The 17,917-nt window shown below is 40.0% G+C and carries 21 protein-coding genes and 2 riboswitches; of the genes, 1 reads left to right on the top strand and 20 read right to left on the bottom strand.

What is annotated here, in order from left to right; translation table 11 throughout:
• Positions 1–104: 104 nt before the first annotated feature.
• From ccsB to AB986_RS22185, 13 genes are all read right to left on the bottom strand, one after another.
• The gene (gene ccsB, locus AB986_RS01945) at positions 105–1,304 is read right to left on the bottom strand and encodes a c-type cytochrome biogenesis protein CcsB (RefSeq protein ID WP_048309194.1); all 1,200 of its coding nucleotides are present in this window, start codon (positions 1,302–1,304) and stop codon (positions 105–107) included.
• Positions 1,305–1,325: 21 nt separating this feature from the next.
• Positions 1,326–2,957: a cytochrome c biogenesis protein ResB gene (resB, locus tag AB986_RS01940; protein ID WP_048309193.1), complete on the bottom strand. Its 1,632-nt coding sequence runs from the start codon at positions 2,955–2,957 to the stop codon at positions 1,326–1,328.
• A gap of 12 nt (positions 2,958–2,969) precedes the next feature.
• Positions 2,970–3,497, bottom strand: coding sequence for a thiol-disulfide oxidoreductase ResA (gene resA / locus AB986_RS01935; protein WP_048309192.1), 528 nt, complete (start codon positions 3,495–3,497; stop codon positions 2,970–2,972).
• A 65-nt stretch (positions 3,498–3,562) separates the two neighbouring features.
• Positions 3,563–4,300 carry a pseudouridine synthase gene (locus AB986_RS01930; RefSeq protein ID WP_048309191.1) on the bottom strand — a complete coding sequence of 246 codons (738 nt, stop codon included), beginning with the start codon at positions 4,298–4,300 and terminating at the stop codon, positions 3,563–3,565.
• Positions 4,301–4,443: 143 nt separating this feature from the next.
• Entirely contained in the window at positions 4,444–4,965 is a 522-nt protein-coding gene (locus tag AB986_RS01925; RefSeq protein ID WP_048309190.1) for a spore maturation protein, read from the bottom strand.
• Positions 4,965–5,552, bottom strand: a complete 588-nt coding sequence (locus AB986_RS01920) for a nucleoside recognition domain-containing protein (RefSeq protein WP_048309189.1) — start codon at positions 5,550–5,552, stop codon at positions 4,965–4,967. The genes AB986_RS01925 and AB986_RS01920 overlap by 1 nt, the downstream gene beginning before the upstream one ends.
• A complete protein-coding gene (locus AB986_RS01915) occupies positions 5,545–6,708 on the bottom strand; it encodes a D-alanyl-D-alanine carboxypeptidase family protein (protein WP_048309188.1) in 1,164 nt (387 codons plus the stop codon). Before AB986_RS01915 ends, AB986_RS01920 begins: the two co-directional genes overlap by 8 nt.
• Before the next feature lie 66 nt (positions 6,709–6,774).
• Positions 6,775–7,323, bottom strand: coding sequence for an isoprenylcysteine carboxyl methyltransferase family protein (locus AB986_RS01910; RefSeq protein WP_048309187.1), 549 nt, complete (start codon positions 7,321–7,323; stop codon positions 6,775–6,777).
• 3 nt (positions 7,324–7,326) lie between these two features.
• Positions 7,327–8,418 carry a type III polyketide synthase gene (locus tag AB986_RS01905; RefSeq protein WP_048309186.1) on the bottom strand — a complete coding sequence of 364 codons (1,092 nt, stop codon included), beginning with the start codon at positions 8,416–8,418 and terminating at the stop codon, positions 7,327–7,329.
• Positions 8,419–8,537: 119 nt separating this feature from the next.
• Positions 8,538–8,888, bottom strand: coding sequence for a hypothetical protein (locus AB986_RS01900; protein ID WP_053216003.1), 351 nt, complete (start codon positions 8,886–8,888; stop codon positions 8,538–8,540).
• Between the two features lie 29 nt (positions 8,889–8,917).
• Positions 8,918–9,502 carry an SMC-Scp complex subunit ScpB gene (scpB, locus tag AB986_RS01895; RefSeq protein WP_048309185.1) on the bottom strand — a complete coding sequence of 195 codons (585 nt, stop codon included), beginning with the start codon at positions 9,500–9,502 and terminating at the stop codon, positions 8,918–8,920.
• Positions 9,499–10,245 (bottom strand): segregation/condensation protein A, encoded by a 747-nt coding sequence (locus AB986_RS01890; protein ID WP_048310787.1) that lies wholly within the window; start codon positions 10,243–10,245, stop codon positions 9,499–9,501. The genes scpB and AB986_RS01890 overlap by 4 nt, the downstream gene beginning before the upstream one ends.
• Positions 10,246–10,548: 303 nt before the next feature.
• The gene (locus AB986_RS22185) at positions 10,549–10,692 is read right to left on the bottom strand and encodes a hypothetical protein (protein ID WP_161797314.1); all 144 of its coding nucleotides are present in this window, start codon (positions 10,690–10,692) and stop codon (positions 10,549–10,551) included.
• Between the two features lie 133 nt (positions 10,693–10,825).
• Here AB986_RS22185 and AB986_RS01885 point away from each other — a divergent pair, with 133 nt between their 5' ends.
• Positions 10,826–11,353 (top strand): DUF309 domain-containing protein, encoded by a 528-nt coding sequence (locus tag AB986_RS01885; protein ID WP_048309184.1) that lies wholly within the window; start codon positions 10,826–10,828, stop codon positions 11,351–11,353.
• 25 nt (positions 11,354–11,378) lie between these two features.
• Here AB986_RS01885 and AB986_RS01880 read toward each other — a convergent pair whose 3' ends face one another.
• From AB986_RS01880 to lysA, 7 genes are all read right to left on the bottom strand, one after another.
• Positions 11,379–11,741 (bottom strand): GNAT family N-acetyltransferase, encoded by a 363-nt coding sequence (locus tag AB986_RS01880; RefSeq protein ID WP_048309183.1) that lies wholly within the window; start codon positions 11,739–11,741, stop codon positions 11,379–11,381.
• 227 nt (positions 11,742–11,968) lie between these two features.
• Positions 11,969–12,439: a 6,7-dimethyl-8-ribityllumazine synthase gene (gene ribH, locus AB986_RS01875; RefSeq protein WP_048309182.1), complete on the bottom strand. Its 471-nt coding sequence runs from the start codon at positions 12,437–12,439 to the stop codon at positions 11,969–11,971.
• A 46-nt stretch (positions 12,440–12,485) separates the two neighbouring features.
• Positions 12,486–13,679 carry a bifunctional 3,4-dihydroxy-2-butanone-4-phosphate synthase/GTP cyclohydrolase II gene (locus tag AB986_RS01870; protein ID WP_048309181.1) on the bottom strand — a complete coding sequence of 398 codons (1,194 nt, stop codon included), beginning with the start codon at positions 13,677–13,679 and terminating at the stop codon, positions 12,486–12,488.
• Positions 13,680–13,701: 22 nt separating this feature from the next.
• Positions 13,702–14,355 (bottom strand): riboflavin synthase, encoded by a 654-nt coding sequence (gene ribE / locus AB986_RS01865; protein WP_048309180.1) that lies wholly within the window; start codon positions 14,353–14,355, stop codon positions 13,702–13,704.
• Complete coding sequence (gene ribD / locus AB986_RS01860; protein WP_048309179.1) at positions 14,355–15,440, bottom strand: bifunctional diaminohydroxyphosphoribosylaminopyrimidine deaminase/5-amino-6-(5-phosphoribosylamino)uracil reductase RibD; 1,086 nt, start codon at positions 15,438–15,440, stop codon at positions 14,355–14,357. Before ribD ends, ribE begins: the two co-directional genes overlap by 1 nt.
• Positions 15,441–15,581: 141 nt before the next feature.
• Positions 15,582–15,729, bottom strand: a riboswitch (FMN riboswitch).
• A 24-nt stretch (positions 15,730–15,753) separates the two neighbouring features.
• Positions 15,754–16,191, bottom strand: a complete 438-nt coding sequence (locus tag AB986_RS01855; RefSeq protein ID WP_048309178.1) for a peptidylprolyl isomerase — start codon at positions 16,189–16,191, stop codon at positions 15,754–15,756.
• A gap of 92 nt (positions 16,192–16,283) precedes the next feature.
• The gene (lysA, locus tag AB986_RS01850; RefSeq protein ID WP_048309177.1) at positions 16,284–17,603 is read right to left on the bottom strand and encodes a diaminopimelate decarboxylase; all 1,320 of its coding nucleotides are present in this window, start codon (positions 17,601–17,603) and stop codon (positions 16,284–16,286) included.
• A 101-nt stretch (positions 17,604–17,704) separates the two neighbouring features.
• Positions 17,705–17,893: riboswitch (Lysine riboswitch) on the bottom strand.
• Between the last annotated feature and the right edge of the window lie 24 nt (positions 17,894–17,917).

Here is a 17,917-nt window from a genome sequence, read left to right as displayed (position 1 = left end):
TCTGCTATTCTACCACGTATAAAGCTTTCTAGACCAGTCAGAGGAAACCGTATACACTTATAGAGTATAAGAAAACCTCCACGAATCCGTGGAGGTTTTCAATCTTATGCGTACGAATGTAGTCCAGAAATCACGAGGTTAACAACCACGAGATTTAACATAATAATAACAAATCCTACAACAGCAAGCCATGCCGACTTCTCACCTTGCCACCCACGCGAAAGACGAAGGTGAAGATATGCTGCATAGAACAAAAATGTAACAAGTGCCCATACTTCTTTTGGATCCCAACCCCAGAAGCGAGTCCAGGCAGCTTGTGCCCAAATCATTGCAAAAATGAGGGCGCCCAGCGTGAAAACAGGAAATCCAATTGCAACTGCACGATACTGGATTTCGTCGACCAATTCTTCATTAACGTTTTTCAATGCTGGCTGAATAGCTGCACCAATTCGTTTGCGAAGAATGAGACGAATCAAGCCATATAACACTAGACCTCCAATAATAGACCAGATTAATGTGTTAAGCTTGTGAGCAGCTTTCTCGCCTTTCATCCAGGCTGGTGCTTCTACAAGTGGCCCAAATTCATTTCCGCTAACATAAGTTCCATCTGTTGGTCCAGTTAAGGCAGGTAACGTATATTCTACCGTAACTTGCTGTTCATTCTGATCAACAAACTGATAAGTTGAGGAGTAACCAGCAGCTTCAAATCCCAATGAAAGAATAACAAATGCAACTGTACTAATCAGTGTATACATAACTGCTTCTAGCCAAAAAGTAGATTTGCTCGCTTTCTCTTGATTAACTGTACGAACAAGATAGACGAGTCCAGCTGCGAAGCTAATCGCTAGAATACCTTCTCCAAGAGCTGCAGTTGTTACATGGATTTTAAGCCAGTTACTTTGCAACGCTGGGATCAAAGGCTGAATTTCAGATGGAAACACACTAGCATAAGCAATGACAATAATCGCAACTGGCATTGCAAATAAGCCAATGACATTACTTTTGTAGATCAAATAAATAATCAAGAACGCAAAAACCATTGCCATTCCAAAAAATGTCGTAAATTCAAAAAGGTTACTAACAGGTGCATGACCTGCAGCGATCCACCTTGTAATAAAATAGCCCAGTTGAAAGAGAAATCCAACTGCAGATAACGTAAAACCCCACATTCCCCACTTCTTTGAATGTGTAGCTTCATCAGATTTCCGCCATTTCTTACCGAATAACGAAATCGCGAAAACAATGCTTGCCGCAAAATAAATGAAGAAAGCAATATAAAGCAAGTTACTACTTAGTTGAGCCATTTTATCGCGCCTCCCTTCGTGCTAATATCTATTTTTTTGTTCCGATTGATCGATTGGCATTTGCAGACCTGTTTGATTCGTAACACTTTCAAGCTCTCGTTTGAGTCCATACCAATTCTTATTTGTATGACTAGAAAGCCAAATCTCATTGTCTTTTCTACGCACCCAAATACGACGATGATTCCAGTACATCCCTTGGATTACACCGATCATAAAGATCGCTCCACCTATAGCAAGAATCCAAAGTGTATTGTCTTTTCGAACGACAAGACCCGATACATTTTTCGTATCAACATTCTGGAAGGACATTTTGTACTCATTCTCACCAAGAGGTTCTAAGTTCTGCTTGATTGCAACAAATGCGACTTCACCATCTGGATGTTCAGGAGAAATCATATTAAGAATAAATGCTGGGTTATTAGGAACTTTGGACTTGGTTGTAGGTTCACCTTTATCATTAAATTCAAAATCAGGAAAATAGTCCATTACCTCTACTCGATACCCATCTTTAAGCTCATATTCTTTTTCTGGATTATAAAGATTAACTGTTAGTTCACCTACTGATTCCTCAGTCTCCTTATTATCCATCGTAAACGTCATGCTCTGAAGCTCGTTTAACTTGTAATCAACTTGATAGATTGCGTATCCATCAAATTTAAGTGGCTTATTTACTTGAATCGGATGCTCTTTAATCTTTTTTAGTTCTGGATCCGTTCCTGCTATTCGTTCGCCAACTTGTTTATAAAGTACGGAATCTGTTTGATAGTTTTTGACAACCGCTGCTTGTCCTGACGCTTCGATTGCATCTTTGAATTTTGCATCGTTATTATCATATGTTTCGAGAATGAAACCATCGCTTTTTAAATAGTACGCTTCTTCTGTTCCCTTAATCTGTTCTGTTTCTCCTTCTCGTAACCAGAGTACCTCATCAACATACATACCAGGGAAGAAACGAAGCATTCCACCAATTAGAAATAGTATTAGTCCAATATGGTTAACATAAGGGCCCCATCTTGAGAATCGATTTTTCTCAGCGAACAAATGGCCGTCCTCTTCTTTTACGTTGTATCTTTTCTTCTGCAAAGCTTCTTTAATACTGGTTAACTCAACTTTGTTGTCATCGACCTCAGTTACACCGAAATATTTCTGGCGCTTCATAAAGCTCTCATGACGAATCACACGCTGTTTTTTAAGTGCACGATAAAGTGGAACAAATCGATCAAGACTAGCAACTATTAAAGATAAACCTAGAGCTGCAATTAGCAACATATACCACCATGATCCGTATAAATTATGAAATCCAAGATCATAGTAAAGTTGTCCTAGTATTCCGTATTGTTCCTCGTAATAAACTGTCGGATCTGACAGTGGCGGTATGTACATTTCTTGAGGGAATATCGTCCCAATTGCAGAAGCAACGAGAAGAAGGACAATAATCCATATGCCTACTTTAACAGAAGAGAAGAAATTCCATATCTTATCAACTATCGTCGTTCTATAAGTTTGAGATCTACGAGCGCTTCCCTCATACCTCATGTTAAGAAGTTTATTAGATTTCAAATCTCCCTGCAGCGGCTTACCACAAACTTCGCATATCTCAGTTCCATAAGGGTTAACATGTCCGCATTCACAGGTGATGTTTTTTTTGCTCATTGGAACACCCCGTTACGGTTGGATTTGCTTCATATAGTCATCGATGACTTCTTCAGACAAGCTAGCTTCTGTCTTTCTAATAACTTGACCATCCTTGTCGATCAAGAATGTAACCGGAATTGGACCAACTCCGTAGTGATTTGTTACATCATTGCTTTTATCAAGAAGTACTGGAAAACTTAATTTATAGCGATCTACGAAACTTTTTGCAGTTAGTCTAGGTTCTGATACATTAACTGCTAGAATTTCAACACCTTTGTCTTTATACTCATTGTACTTCTTGTCCATGGCTGGCATTTCATCCTTACATGGCTCGCAGTATGTTGCCCAAAAGTTTAGAAAGACGCCTTTTCCTCTATAATCTTCAAGCTCTACTTCATTTCCATCTAGATCAGTTAAGATAAAGTTAGGGGCCTGATCCCCGGCCTGTACGATTCCGCTTTCATTTGCGAAAAAGTTTGTATAGAACGTATAGCCGACTGCTATAAAGACAATTGCCAATATAGCAGTCCGCACGATCAGCCGGTTTTTCTTTTTCATTCGAACCAACTCCAATCAAACTAAGCAATACTACTCTCACTATAACGTGCTGTTACCGTGTCAACTTATCGCTTTTTTGACTTTTGTGTGACAGCTTGGTTACGGAGCTGTTTAACTTCGTAAGGTTTTAACTCACGATAATCTCCTGGATTCATGCCTGATAACTCAAGAACGCCATAGCGTTCTCTTTTTAACTTTTGCACAGGGAAGCCAAGTGCTTCAAACATTCTTCGCACCTGTCGATTTTTACCTTCGTGAATCGTCAGTTCTACAATCGATTTCTCTTTTTGTTTATCCACTGACAAAATCCGTGCACGTGCCTTAGAAGTTTTGCCATCTTCAAGTTGCACGCCTCTCTCAAGCTTTTGAATCGTTTCTTTGTTCATAAGACCCTTTACTTTCGCAACATATACCTTATCTACATGGTAGCTTGGGTGCATTAGCTTATTAGCGAAGTCACCATCATTTGTTAGAAGAAGAATACCTGAAGTATCATAATCAAGTCTTCCTACAGGGAAAACTCTCTCTTCAATTTCATGAAAATAATCGGTTACAGCTTTTCTTCCTTTATCGTCTTCAACCGCTGAGATAACTCCTGTCGGTTTATAGAACAAAAAGTAAACCGGCGCTTCGCGTTCTACCTGAATACCGTTTACCTCGATTTTACAACGATCAGAAACCTTCGTCCCGAGTTCAGTAACGACTTTACCGTTAACTTTAACTCTTCCTTCTTCAATTAATCCTTCTGCTTTCCTTCTAGATGTAACTCCAGCTTGAGCAATTACCTTTTGCAAACGTTCCATCATATTCACCTCACTAAAACATCATACTCTTGTCGTAGTCAAACCTCAAGTACAGATTCATTCTATCATTTATTATACTCAAACTTGAATCCTACAAACCCTCTATCAAAATCAAAAAAGCCACCGCCATTTTGCGATGACTTTCATCCAAAAACAATCGTGACAAACACGATTGCTGCAATCATTCCAACGAGATCTGATAACAAGCCTACCTTCAAAGCGTTCCCCATTTTCTTAATACCTACAGCACCAAAATAAACGGTAAGGATATAAAGTGTTGTATCAGTGCTACCTTGCATCGTTGATGCTAGCCTTCCTATGAATGAATCAGGTCCATATGTGTTAATAATGTCAGTTGTCATTGCCAAAGCGCCTGTACCTGAGATAGGACGTATGAGTGCGAGAGGCACAATTTCTGTCGGAACTCCTAAGGCGTCTAGTGGCGCTCTTAGTAAGCCACTCAGAAAAGCCATAGCTCCAGAAGCACGAAAGACAGAAATAGCCACCATCATACCTACTAGATACGGAACGATTGAGATAGCGATTGACAGACCTTCTTTTCCACCTTCTACAAACACTTCATATGTTGGTACTTTCTTCCACGTTCCATAAGCAAGGATAAAGCCAATTAATAAGGGGATAATCCAAATCGAAATGTTCACGATTAAATCCCCCCTTTATTTCTTCTATGGAAAAAGCGATCAATCATTAGTGCACCAATAGTTGAACATGCTGTAGCTGCTATTGTAGTACCGACAATTTCAGTAGGCGATACAGAACCATACTTCATTCGAATGGCAATAACACTCGTAGGTATTAACGTTAAGCTAGAAGTATTGAGTGCTAATAGCGTAATCATCGACCTTGAAGCATGATCTTTCATATCGTTCAGCTTCTTTAATTCCTCCATAGCTTTTATACCCATTGGTGTTGCAGCATTCCCGAGTCCAAACATATTAGCCATCATGTTAGATAGAATATAGCCCATTGCAGGGTGGTCTGGCGGCACTTCAGGGAAGAGTTTCCTTGCAAATGGTTTGAACCCACGTGCTAGCACATCCAGTAGCCCTGCTTTTTGGGCAATTCTCATTAAACCTAGCCAGAAAACAAGAACACTTAGAAGACCAATACAAACAGCAATCGCTTCTTCAGCACCACTAAAAATAGCTTTATTTACTTCTTCCATTGTTCCATTTATGAACGCAAAGATTATCCCGATAAGAAATAAAGCCACCCAAATTAGATTAACCATTGAGATCACGTCCAGAATCTAGAGAGAAGAGATTCCTAAAAAATCCCCAAAATCCTTCTGATTTTTTCTCGACGGTTTCATAAGTAAGTGGCGCTTTAATAAGCGTCTCATTATTTAGTGTCACTTTGTATAAACCGACTGGATTATGGAAAGCATCTGGCTTATCCCATTCACTTTTTTGTGGAGGTTTCGCAAGCTGGATTGTTGACTCAATGCTCTCCCGTTCATCTTCCGTTAATGGATAGAAGAGATCCCGGTTTAGTTTTACTCTACCTTTATAAGGCTCCTTCTTTAAGTTCTTTAGCACTCCTTTTGATTGCAGCAGAGTAAGCTCATAATTTGTATATCCAAAGTTGAACATTGCAATATGATCATTCCAATCACTTGGAGCATCCAAAGTTACCGCAATGAGCTTCATTCCATCACGTTCTGCTGTTGAAACAAGCGTACGCTTTGCTCTCTTCGTATAACCTGTCTTTCCACCTGTAGAATTCTCATATAACCCAGTTAGAAGCTTATTTTTGTTCCGCCATACATAATCCCAGTTCTCTGTCTCATTGGGAGCTTTATGTACCTTTGTTCCTGAGATGGCCTGATAGATCTCATTATTCATAGCATACTGCGTAAGAAGAGCCATGTCATATGCTGTAGAAAAGTGGTTCTCATGATCATCAAGTCCATGAGGATTTGCAAAAACAGTATTAGACATGCCAATCTCTTCTACCTTTTGATTCATTAAATTCACAAAACCTTCAAGACTACCACCAACAGCTTCTGCTATCGCCACTGCTGCATCATTACCAGATCTGAGCATTAGTCCATACACGAGGTTCTCGAGCTTTATTTTCTCCCCTTCTTTTAAGTACAGTGATGATCCTTCCGTTCCTGCAGCCCTGGCACTGATAACCACTGTATCATCTAACTTCCCTGATTCAATCGCTACTATTGCAGTCATTATTTTTGTTATGCTTGCGATTCTTCTTTGTGTATAAGCGTCTTTTTCGTAAAGCACTCGGCCTGTTTCTTGTTCCATTAGAATGGCACTTCTAGCAGAGACGCCAACACCTTCGCCTGAAGCATTTTGAGGAATCATTAGAAAAAGCAGAGCTGCGATCAATATAAAGACGCCAATTTTTGTATGCACCGATTTAATCATGCCATCCACGTCCCCTATGCTCCGTATTTGTACAAGTCTATGAACAGGAGACGTTGGATATGAGTATCAATTCTTAGTTGGTTCACTGAAGACATCTGTATAATTTGTTACTTCGTTTAAGGCTTTTTCTTCAGCTGGGATACGCACTTTCAACAATAATCCAGCATTTAGAACTGTAAACACAATCGCTGTCCAATACGAAGAAAATATAAGGGGAAGTGTTAGAATTTCCAACGCTACAATCACATAGTTCGGATGTCTTATAAAACGATATGGCCCCTTAGAAACAACGTTCGCTTTTGGCAATACGATGATTTTCGTGTTCCAGAACTTTCCCAAGGACCTTATCGTCCAAATTCTGAGCATTTGTGCGAATAAAAATAAACCAAGCATTGTTGTCCATATAAAGGAAAGAGTGAAACCACGAAGAACTGTTTCTAAAGCAACTGCTAGTAGAAACCCGGTGTGCAACATGACAATGTACTTGTAATGATCGGCTCCACTTTCTATTGCACCGCGTTCCTTCATCCATCTTTCATTTTTTCTAGCAAGTATGAGTTCTCCAACTCTTTGCGCAACCAGAAGAATAAACATCACAGTAAAGAGAACAGCCATTGATTACGCTCCTTCTTTCCACTCTAAGAGTAACAACTCTGAACAAAAACCTGGACCAAGAGCGGCCATTAAACCTGTGGCACCTGTTTCGCACCCACTTCTCAGAAATTGATCCAAAACGTAAATAACAGTAACTGAGCTCATGTTGCCGTAATGTCTCAAAACCTCACGTGATATAGCAGTCATTGACTTATCCAATCCCAAAGCCTCTTCATATGCTGTTAGAACTTTTGTACCTCCCGGGTGCGCAATAAAATAATCAATTTCGTCTGGTACTTTATTCTGAGAAGTAAGAAACCCTTTAACATTTGGTTCGAGCCAAGTCGAAACAATTGATGGAATTGATTTTGAGAAAACGACGTGTAGACCTTCATTACTTACTTCCCAGCCCATGACGTCCTCAGAATCTTTCATAAGGGTAGACTGAACTGAAATGATAGTTGGTACATTTTTCATTTTCGAATGTTGTAGCAAAGGAGATTTCTCTCCAGTTACGAGCACACATGATACACCATCTGCAAAAAGGGCTGTACCTATAAGATTGCTTTTGGAATAATCTCCATGCTGAAACGTTAAGCTACATAATTCTAGATTGATAACAAGTACAGCTTCTTCGGGATGAGCGGTGCAATACTCATTTGCCCTTGAAAGACCTGAAGCTCCTCCAGCGCAACCGAGACCCCAGATCGGAATACGCTTTGTATGTGGTGAAAAAGGAAGAACATTCATAATTCTCGCTTCAATACTCGGAGTTGAGATACCCGTAGTTGAGACATAATAAATTGCTGACACTTCACTACACTCTATTTCTGTGTCTAGATAAAAAGAATTGTTTAAACAATCTTTTATTGCTTCTGCAGCATATTCAACTGACAATGAGATATACCGTTCATTCTTTTCTTCGAAAGTTGGTCCACTGCTATACCAATCTAACGGCATGGCAAAATACCTCGTATCAATTTCAGCACTTTGAAAAACTGGAAGTAGACGATCAATATCACGAAAGTGGTCACCAAATTGTTTTTTTGCAAAAGCTGCAGCATCTGACTGATGAAGGCAATGTGGTAGAAGATGTTTTCCGATCGATAAAATCATTCCGCTTATCCCCTTTAGCTACTCTTTTTTAGTAGTTTGAGAATGGATAGCGAATTTTATGCAAGATATGGCAGGGATCGAAAAACTCATAAAAAAAGTGATGCCTAGAAAGGCATCACTTATACGTGATAAGAACCATTTACTTTAACTTGTTGCGCAATTTCAAGAAGATTTGACAGATCTGCTTCCTTTAATGCTAGTAAATACTCAGACTCATCGCTTATATAAAGTCGTTTTCTCCCGGTGTAGGTCTTTAACAGATTGAGGGCAACCACTTCATCGACAGGCGAATCAGCCGTCCAGACCCCCTCTTCGCTAGCACGTGTTGCAAAAATAGCAGGATAGAGCACATAGAAAGTCTTCTGAATGCCAGCTTCCTCATATGTTACTGAGGAACGAACAAATGAATCTTCAGGGGAATTGGAACGTTCTTTCTCAAGATGTTCGTAAGCTATATTAATTAAACGCAAGTATAGCCCTCCTAATGAACAACCAGTTACTATTCTTGATCTGGAAGTTCCTGAAATTTCTCAAAAAACAGATCTGCTTCATCATCTTCTGCGTCCTCACTACCATCAGGCAAAGGAGGCAGTTCGTTAATAGTACTTAATCCAAAATGAAACAGGAACTCTCTTGTTGTTCCATATAATATTGCTCTTCCAGCCTTTTCAGCTCTACCAGCTTCTTTAATGAGCAACTTACTCATTAACGTTTGAAGCGGTTTATCTGTTTTAACTCCGCGAATCTCTTCAATTTCTACTCTTGTAATTGGCTGTTTATAGGCAATAATAGCTAGGGTTTCCAATGCAGCTTGTGATAAAGAATGATTCCCAGGTTTATCAATTAACTTCTCTATAAATGGAGCGTTTTTGGCATTTGTAGTAAGTTGATAGCCTCCACCAATAAATACAATTTTAAATCCACGGTCTCTATCATCATATTCTAGCTGTAAGTCATTTAGAGCATCTAAAAGCGTCTCTTCTTCTATTGATATTGTTTCGGCGAGATCTTTCACCGTAATTCCCTCATCACCAACCACAAATAAAAGACTTTCGATAATGCTCTTTACTTCTTCTTTCGTCACTCCGAGACCTTCCTTTCACGTTCAAAAATCATAATTTCTCCAAAATTCCCATCTTGCTCACACGCTACATCTCTCGTTTTCATTAACTCCAAAACAGCAAGAAAAGTCACGATCATATGACCGCGATCTTCTTCTACAAAAAGATCTAAGAAACGCCTTCTGCCTTTTCCAAGTAACTGCTTCCGAATATCTTTCATGCGTTCTTCAATCGAAATATCTTGTCTTTGAATTCTAGTACGCTTTGGTTTTTTCTCTTTCACGCGTCGAGACATTTTTTGAAAAGCCGCAAGCATATCATAGAGAGTGACATCTCCGATCGAAGTGTGACTATCTTCACTGCTATACTCACTTATATCCGCTGGAGGACGAGCGTAAAGAAGGCTACGACTACTCTCCTTCTCTTTCAAATCATTAGCTGCTTCTTTAAATTTTCTATATTCTACAAGGCGCTGAACTAACTCATCTCGAGGATCTTCATCAAATTCCATGTCATCTTCCAGTAATTCTTCTTCCCTTTGAGGTAGAAGCATCTTGCTTTTTATAGCTAACAAGGTTGCTGCCATAACGAGATACTCACTAGCTACATCCAGTTGCAATTCTTTCATTGTATGTATGAATGTTAAATATTGGTCGGTTATTTGCGAAACAGGGATATCATAAATATCCACTTCGTACTTATTAATAAGGTGCAGCAATAGATCCAGTGGACCCTCAAATGCATCAACCTTAACACTATATTGCATCATGTCTTCATCTTCCTTTATCCTTGTCCATCTATTAAACGATTATATCATAGATGAAACCTTCGACGGTCAATAGAAATTCTTTAGAAAGTTAACAACTTTAGGTAGGCTCTTTTCGTAGACATTGTTGCTATTGCGATTATTTCCGCTCCAGGATGCTCGCTTTCCGCGGGGCGGGCGGTGAGCCTCCTTCCGCTCCAATCAGCTAAGTTGTTTCTTTATTCAATAATTGTTTCAAAAGCAACAATCTTTTAGAAAAGAGCCTTTAGATAAAAGGAAAGACCGGGCTTTGACCCGGTCTTGTTATTGCTTTTGCTGGGAGAGGATACTTTGAATCACGTTTCCAGAGTTCTTTTGTTTGGATTTGTGATTTTGATGATAGCTGAACACTGCAGCACCTGCACTAATCGTTGCCAGTACAGACATCATTCCGCTTCCTTTGCCCATATGAAGCAACTCCTTTGATTCTTATTGGTTCTTATTAGAACCATTCCTATTATGCTGCTTATCATTCAAACCCATGCGCTTTCTCATACGAACTTGAGTATGCTACACTACTTAAAGAAATGGAGGGGACGACATGTATTCAGAAGCTTATATTGACTATTTGGTGCATTTCCATGGGCTCAGAGATTATTTCGAGTGTCACGAGATACTTGAAGAGCATTGGAAAGAAAATCCTCGAGGGGAAAGAAAGCTTCACTGGGTAGGTCTTATTCAAGTTGCTGTCGGGCTTTACCATCATCGGAGAAGTAATTTCATAGGGGCAGACAGGATGATCTCTAATGCTATACGTATCATCACTACTGAACGAAACGAGCTCGAAAAGCTCTCCATTGACGTTGATCAGCTTCTTTTTGATCTATCCCATGAACAAAATTTAATTAACTCAAAAGCGCCATATGCCGGATTTGAGATTCCGATTAATAATAATGACCTTCTAGAAAAATGCCGAGAGCGATGTACTGAATTGGGCTGTATATACGGGAGCTTTAGTGACTTATCTAATGATGACCTCGTTCATAGACATACTAGACGCGATCGCACTGAGGTACTTGAGGAAAGAAAGGAACAATATCGAATAAGACAACAAAAAAGGAACGGCTAAGCCGTTCCTTTTCAAATAGGAGAATTTAGTTAATGTTTTCTTCTAAATGGCAACGTTCAAAGAACGTACCTGTATATTCATTACCTTTAATATTAATTTCTTCGCTTAGCATTTCACGAAGCGCTTCTACCATATGTTTCCCAATCCCTTGATGACGATGAGAAGGGTTAACACTAATATGCTTAAGCTCAACTTCATTATCATTGACCCACTCAATACCGAGTAGACCGATAATATCTTCCTCTTTCCAAAGAAAAAGCTGCCATGAATCCATTTCTTCATAGTCTTTAATCGACTGTTGCAATCGTTTAATGTCTTTTTCATTTGGCATAAAGCTTAATAATCCCATAGCAATTTTCTCATGGGCTTTCTTATAACGAATTAGCATGATTATCCCTCATTAATGTAATTCTTGGCTCGCCGTTTATATAACTATTCAAGGAACGAATAAAATGTTCAAATTAATCTACGGACAAGCGCAGCGAGCATGATGACCGCAATGATCACACACATACGAATCAACCATTTTTCTTGATCTCTTCCTGGCTTCAAAAGTAGAACTCCCTTGCCTTTGATCGAACACCATACTCATCATAGCCAAAAATCAGCTGATAATCAACCTTCAAATGATTTTGATAAATTCGCCATTTCAATCGCAGCCGTTGCAGCGTCCCAGCCCTTATTACCTGCTTTTGTGCCAGCTCGCTCTACAGCTTGCTCAATTGTATTTGTAGTTAGTACTCCGAAAATAACAGGGATACCTGACTCCATCGTTAAGCTCGCTACACCTTTAGAAACTTCCCCACACACATAGTCGAAGTGAGGTGTCGCTCCACGAATAACAGTGCCAAGCGTAATAACTGCATCATAACGTCCAGTATCAACCATTTTCTTTGCCGCAAATGGAATTTCAAAAGCTCCCGGCACCCATGCAATATCAATGTTTTCTTCAGATAAACCGTGCCTTTTTAATGCGTCTTCAGCACCTCCTAGAAGCTTACTGGTAATAAATTCATTAAATCTCCCTACTACAATACCCACTTTTAGACCAGATCCAACCAAATTTCCTTCAAATAACTGTCCCATAATAAATTACCTCCTTGTTTTTTCAACCGAATAGTATTTCTACCCTTTAGAAATGAAGCATGTGTCCTAGCTTACCTTGCTTTGTTTTAAGATAACGTTCATTTTCTTTCTTCGATGGCATCTGTAAAGGAACACGCGCAGATACCTCAAGTCCGTACCCCGTTAATCCAGCTATTTTCCTTGGATTATTTGTGAGTAGGTTCATTTTTGAAATTCCTAAATCTCGTAGGATTTGGGCTCCAATTCCATAATCTCTTAAATCAGGCTTGAAGCCAAGCTTCTCATTTGCTTCAACGGTATCAAACCCTTGCTCCTGAAGTTTATATGCTTTCATTTTATTAAGAAGTCCAATGCCCCTACCTTCTTGTCTCATATATAACAAGACGCCATGACCTTCTTCTTCGATTTGTGATAACGCTGCATGAAGCTGAGGTCCGCAGTCACAGCGATATGAACCAAAAACATCTCCTGTTAAGCATTCGGAATGAACACGGACAAGCGTTGGTTCATCGTGCAATATTTCACCTTTAATTAGAGCGATATGTTCTTTTTGATCAAGAATATTCGAATAGCCAACTGCACGAAAAGAACCAAACTCTGTTGGAAGCTCGATTTCAACTTCCTTTTTTACTAGTACATCTTTACGATTACGATACTGAATCAAATCTTTAATCGTAATCATTTTTAAATCAAATTCCTTCGCAATCTCAGCGAGATCGGGTACACGTGCCATCTCGCCATCTTCTTTCATAATCTCACAGATAACACCTGCAGGAGCTGAACCTGATAATCTCGCTAGATCCACTGCTGCTTCCGTATGACCAGCTCTTCTAAGAACGCCACCATCTTTTGCTATGAGTGGAAAGATATGACCAGGACGATTAAAATCAGCCGGTCCTGCATTCGGATCAATAAGTGCTTGAATCGTCGTCGCACGTTCTGCAGCTGAAATCCCCGTTGTCGTACTTGTATGATCAACGCTAACTGTAAAAGCAGTTCCATGTGAGTCAGTATTATGATCAACCATAGGACTTAACTTTAGAGCTTTTGCCCGTTCATCGGTAATTGGAGTACAAACAAGCCCTCGGCCCTTCGTAATCATGAAATTAATTGTCTCTGGTGTAACTTTATCTGCAAGGGCAACAAAATCTCCTTCGTTCTCACGATCCTCGTCATCACATACGATAACGACTCTGCCCTGCATTAAATCATAAATGGCTTCTTCAATTGTATGAAACATGTCTGACCCTCCTGTTACCTCATTATTTAAATCCATGGTCTTCATAGAATTGGCTACCAAGTGAAGCAGGTTCTGACTTAGATCCATTCCTTTGATCTAAGTACTTCATAATGTATTTACCGAGCATGTCGCATTCGATATTTACTAAATCCCCAACGCGTTTTCGACCAAGAACCGTCTCTTCAACTGTATGTGGAATAAGTGAGATCGTTAGAGAATGATCACCTATCCCAAAGACGGTCAAACTTGTCCCATCAATTGAAACCGATCCTTTTTCTACAAAATAAATGAGAAGGTCCCTCGAAATGGAAATGTCGTAATAAACTGCGTTTTCAACCTTTTCCACACGAGTGATTTCACCTACTCCATCCACATGACCAGATACAAAATGGCCTCCAAAACGACCATTAGCTGCCATAGCCCTCTCTAGGTTAATAGAAGAATTAGGTCCAAGGTGACGGAGCGCAGTCGATTTAAACGTTTCAGGCATAATGTCTACTGTAAAAGTAGAATCTGTAAATGACGTTACTGTTAAACATACCCCATTAATGGAAATGCTATCTCCTAAATGCACGTCTTTTAAAACGGTAGAAGCAGCAATTTGCATAACAATGGATTCGCCAGCTTGCTGTACACTTTCTACTCTACCTATTTCTTCAACGATCCCTGTAAACATTATGCATTCTCCTTTCGTGTTGCAATCACTCTAATGTCTTGTCCAATTTGTTCGACACTCTCAATCGTTAGGTTAACTGCATCACTCATCATTGAGAACCCGTCTGCTCCAAATGAAGTTGGTGCATCTCTCCCCCCGATTAACTTAGGAGCAAAGTATGTAATAACCTGCTGAAAGTGGGATCCTTCAAGAAAACTTCCGTGAATTTCTGAGCCGCCTTCTACGAATAGCGATGTAATGTTACGCTTCCCTAGAAGGTCGAGCACTTCATCTATTAAAATTGAGTTCTGTGATACTTCTATTACGTGAACGTGCTTCTGAAAGGTACGATCATTTTTCTTTACTGCATCTTTCGTTGTCACGATCCACGTTTCAACAGAATCATCAGTAAGTACCATTGAATCGGTTGGAATTCTAAGGTGATGATCAAGCACAACCCTAATTGGTGACAACCCCTCTCCATATCTTGTGGTTAACGAAGGATTGTCAGAGATCACTGTACCGACACCTACGAGAATAGCGTCGTGAAGATGACGAAGAGAATGGACATCTTTTCTTGCTTCCTCTCCCGTAATCCATTTACTATCTCTATTTCTAGTGGCTATTTTACCATCAAGTGTAGTAGCAGATTTCAGCGTTACAAAAGGTCGTTTATTGGTTATGGAATGAAAAAACATTTTATTAAGCCCCAATGCTTCTTCTTCTCCAAGACCTATCTCAACAGTTACGCCTGCATCCCTTAGTTTCGCCACACCACCTCCCGATACAAGAGGATTTGGATCCTGACTCGCAATATATACAGTTTTGATTCCCGCTTCAATGAGAGCATCTGCACATGGAGGCGTTCGCCCATGGTGACTACATGGTTCAAGTGTAACGTAAGCCGTTCCACCACTGGCTTCCTTCCCAGCCATTCTTAGGGCATGTACTTCAGCATGGCCTTCCCCAGCTCTTAAATGTGCTCCCATACCAACGATACGACCCTCATTAACAATGATTGCGCCAACGGCTGGATTAGGATTTGTCTGACCAAGAGTCGCACTAGCCATACTGATTGCAGTTCTCATATAATCCAAATGCTTCATAACAATCGTCTCCTATATTACTCTCCCGTTTATGGTAAAGAGAAAGACACAAAAAAAGCCTCCCAAACCATTGTCAGGGAGGTAAAAAGCATATGCCAAATAAGCCTTTTGAATCTATGATTCAAAAGGAAATATGGTAACTTTTTCCTTCTCCCATCCAGACTATACTGTCGGTTCTGGTTTCTCACCAGATCCACCGTTTGCTTCTGCAACCGGGTCACGGACTTAGCTAGCGTTAACGCCAGTCATCACCGCCGGTTGGGACTTTCACCCGACCCCGAAGGAAAGTTTTTAGTTTTAATTTAAGGAAGAACTATTCTTCGTCCCACACCTTAACTTCTTTCATTACGTCACCTTGCTTAATGCGAAGAACTGTATCCATTCCGTCAGTTACTTGACCGAAAACAGTATGCACGCCGTCAAGATGAGGCTGTGGTTCATGAACAAGGAAGAATTGGCTACCGCCAGTATTCTTTCCAGCATGTGCCATAGAAAGAGAACCTGCTTTATGCTTATGAGGGTTTCCTTCAGTTTCACAGTCAATTGTGTAACCAGGACCGCCCATACCAGAACCTGTTGGGTCTCCACCCTGCGCAACAAAACCAGGAATAACGCGGTGGAAGTTCACTCCATTATAGAACCCTTCGTTTGCAAGCTTTTCAAAGTTAGCTACTGTGTTAGGTGCTTCTTCTGGGAAGAATTCAATTTGAATTACTTCGCCGTTTTCAAATGCAATTGTACCTTTTTTCATTCGTATATCCTCCTGCATAAACAATTTTCTTAAAAGCTCCTTCATTATAGCATAGACTATAGAACATCCATATCATTTCTACTTATCAAATGTTATTTTGAAATAATCGCTTGTTTGAGTGGCATATCATGACGGATTAAATCTTCGTATGATTCTCTTCTTACGACGAGACTCACTTCACCATTTTCAACAAAAACGACAGCCGGCCTAGGGAGTCGATTATAATTGTTTGCCATTGAATACCCATATGCTCCTGTTGAGAAAACCGCCATCGTATCTCCAGCTATGGCTCGCTGCAATTCACAATCCCAAATGAGCATATCACCTGATTCACAACACTTTCCTGCAACCGAATAAAGGTGATCACTTGGTTCATACATCCGATTGGCAATTGTTGCTTCATATTTCGCCTGATAAAGTGCTGGACGGAGGTTATCACTCATACCTCCATCGACAGCTAAGTAATTTCTAAGCTCAGGAACCTGTTTATGTGAACCAACCGTATAAAGTGTAATCCCAGCTTCTCCTACAAGAGAGCGCCCTGGTTCAATCCAAATTTCTGGCATTCTCATACCCGCGGTCATTTGACTTTTAACGGTTTTGATCATTGCGTTTATATAGTTTTCTACCGGTAATGGCTCATCATCAGATGTATATCGAATTCCAAATCCACCACCAAGGTTAAGAACTTCAGGTTGAAATCCGAAAGATTCATACCATTTTGAAAGATAACTATAAATTTTTTCGATCGCCATTACAAATCCAGTCGTTTCAAAGATTTGAGACCCTATATGACAATGAAGACCTAACAGATGAACTTGATTCATTCCATTGGCAGATTGAATGGCTTTCTCTACCTGACCACTTTGCAAGTCAAATCCGAATTTCGAATCCTCTTGACCTGTCAAAATATAATCATGTGTATGTGCTTCTATTCCCGGAGTAATACGTAACAATACATTTGCTCGAACACCTTTTTCTTCTGCAAGCTGCTCAAGCAATGTTAACTCGTAGAAATTATCAACAACAAAGCAGCCAATCTCGGCATCTAACGCCATGCGAATTTCAGCTTCACTTTTGTTATTACCATGAAAATGAATGCGATCGACAGGAAAACCAGCCTGAAGAGCAGTATATAGCTCTCCTCCAGAAACAACATCAAGACTTAAGCCTTCTTCTTCCGCTAGCTGGATCATTGCTACACAAGAGAACGCCTTACTTGCGTATGCTACCTGATAATTTAATTCTTCTCTTTCAAAAGCGCTTCGAAACGCTCTCGCTTTCTCTCTAATCATTGAGACATCATATACATACAATGCAGTCCCAAACTTCTTCGCCAATTGAACGGTATCTACCCCTCCAATTGTTAAATGTCCATTTTCCGAAATCGTTGATGTTCCATATAGGTTCACATCGTTCTCCCCTCTCGCTTATAAATTATGCGAGCACCCTCCATACAATAAGAAAAACAGCCAACTATAGATACATTGGCTGTTTTCTCCGTATCCTCACGAGTTGGATTAGCTCACCACTGAAAGATATCCATCTAACAGTGACAGTCTGCAGCCTATTCAGCAGCAGCCCAGCAAGAAAAGGTTGGTCCTTTATCCCACTTCGGCAAATTGACCTTTCAGATATCTTCTTCGCAATCCATTATATGCTCAGATACCTTACTCATTCGTTTTGCGCCTCTATCCCCATTACTTTAAATGAGGTCTATTCTATT

This window comes from Guptibacillus hwajinpoensis (genome assembly GCF_001039475.1).
Classification (GTDB): Bacteria; Bacillota; Bacilli; order Bacillales; family Guptibacillaceae; genus Guptibacillus; species Guptibacillus hwajinpoensis.
Note: the sequence above shows the minus strand (reverse complement) of the source record. Positions and strands in the feature narration are given on the sequence as shown.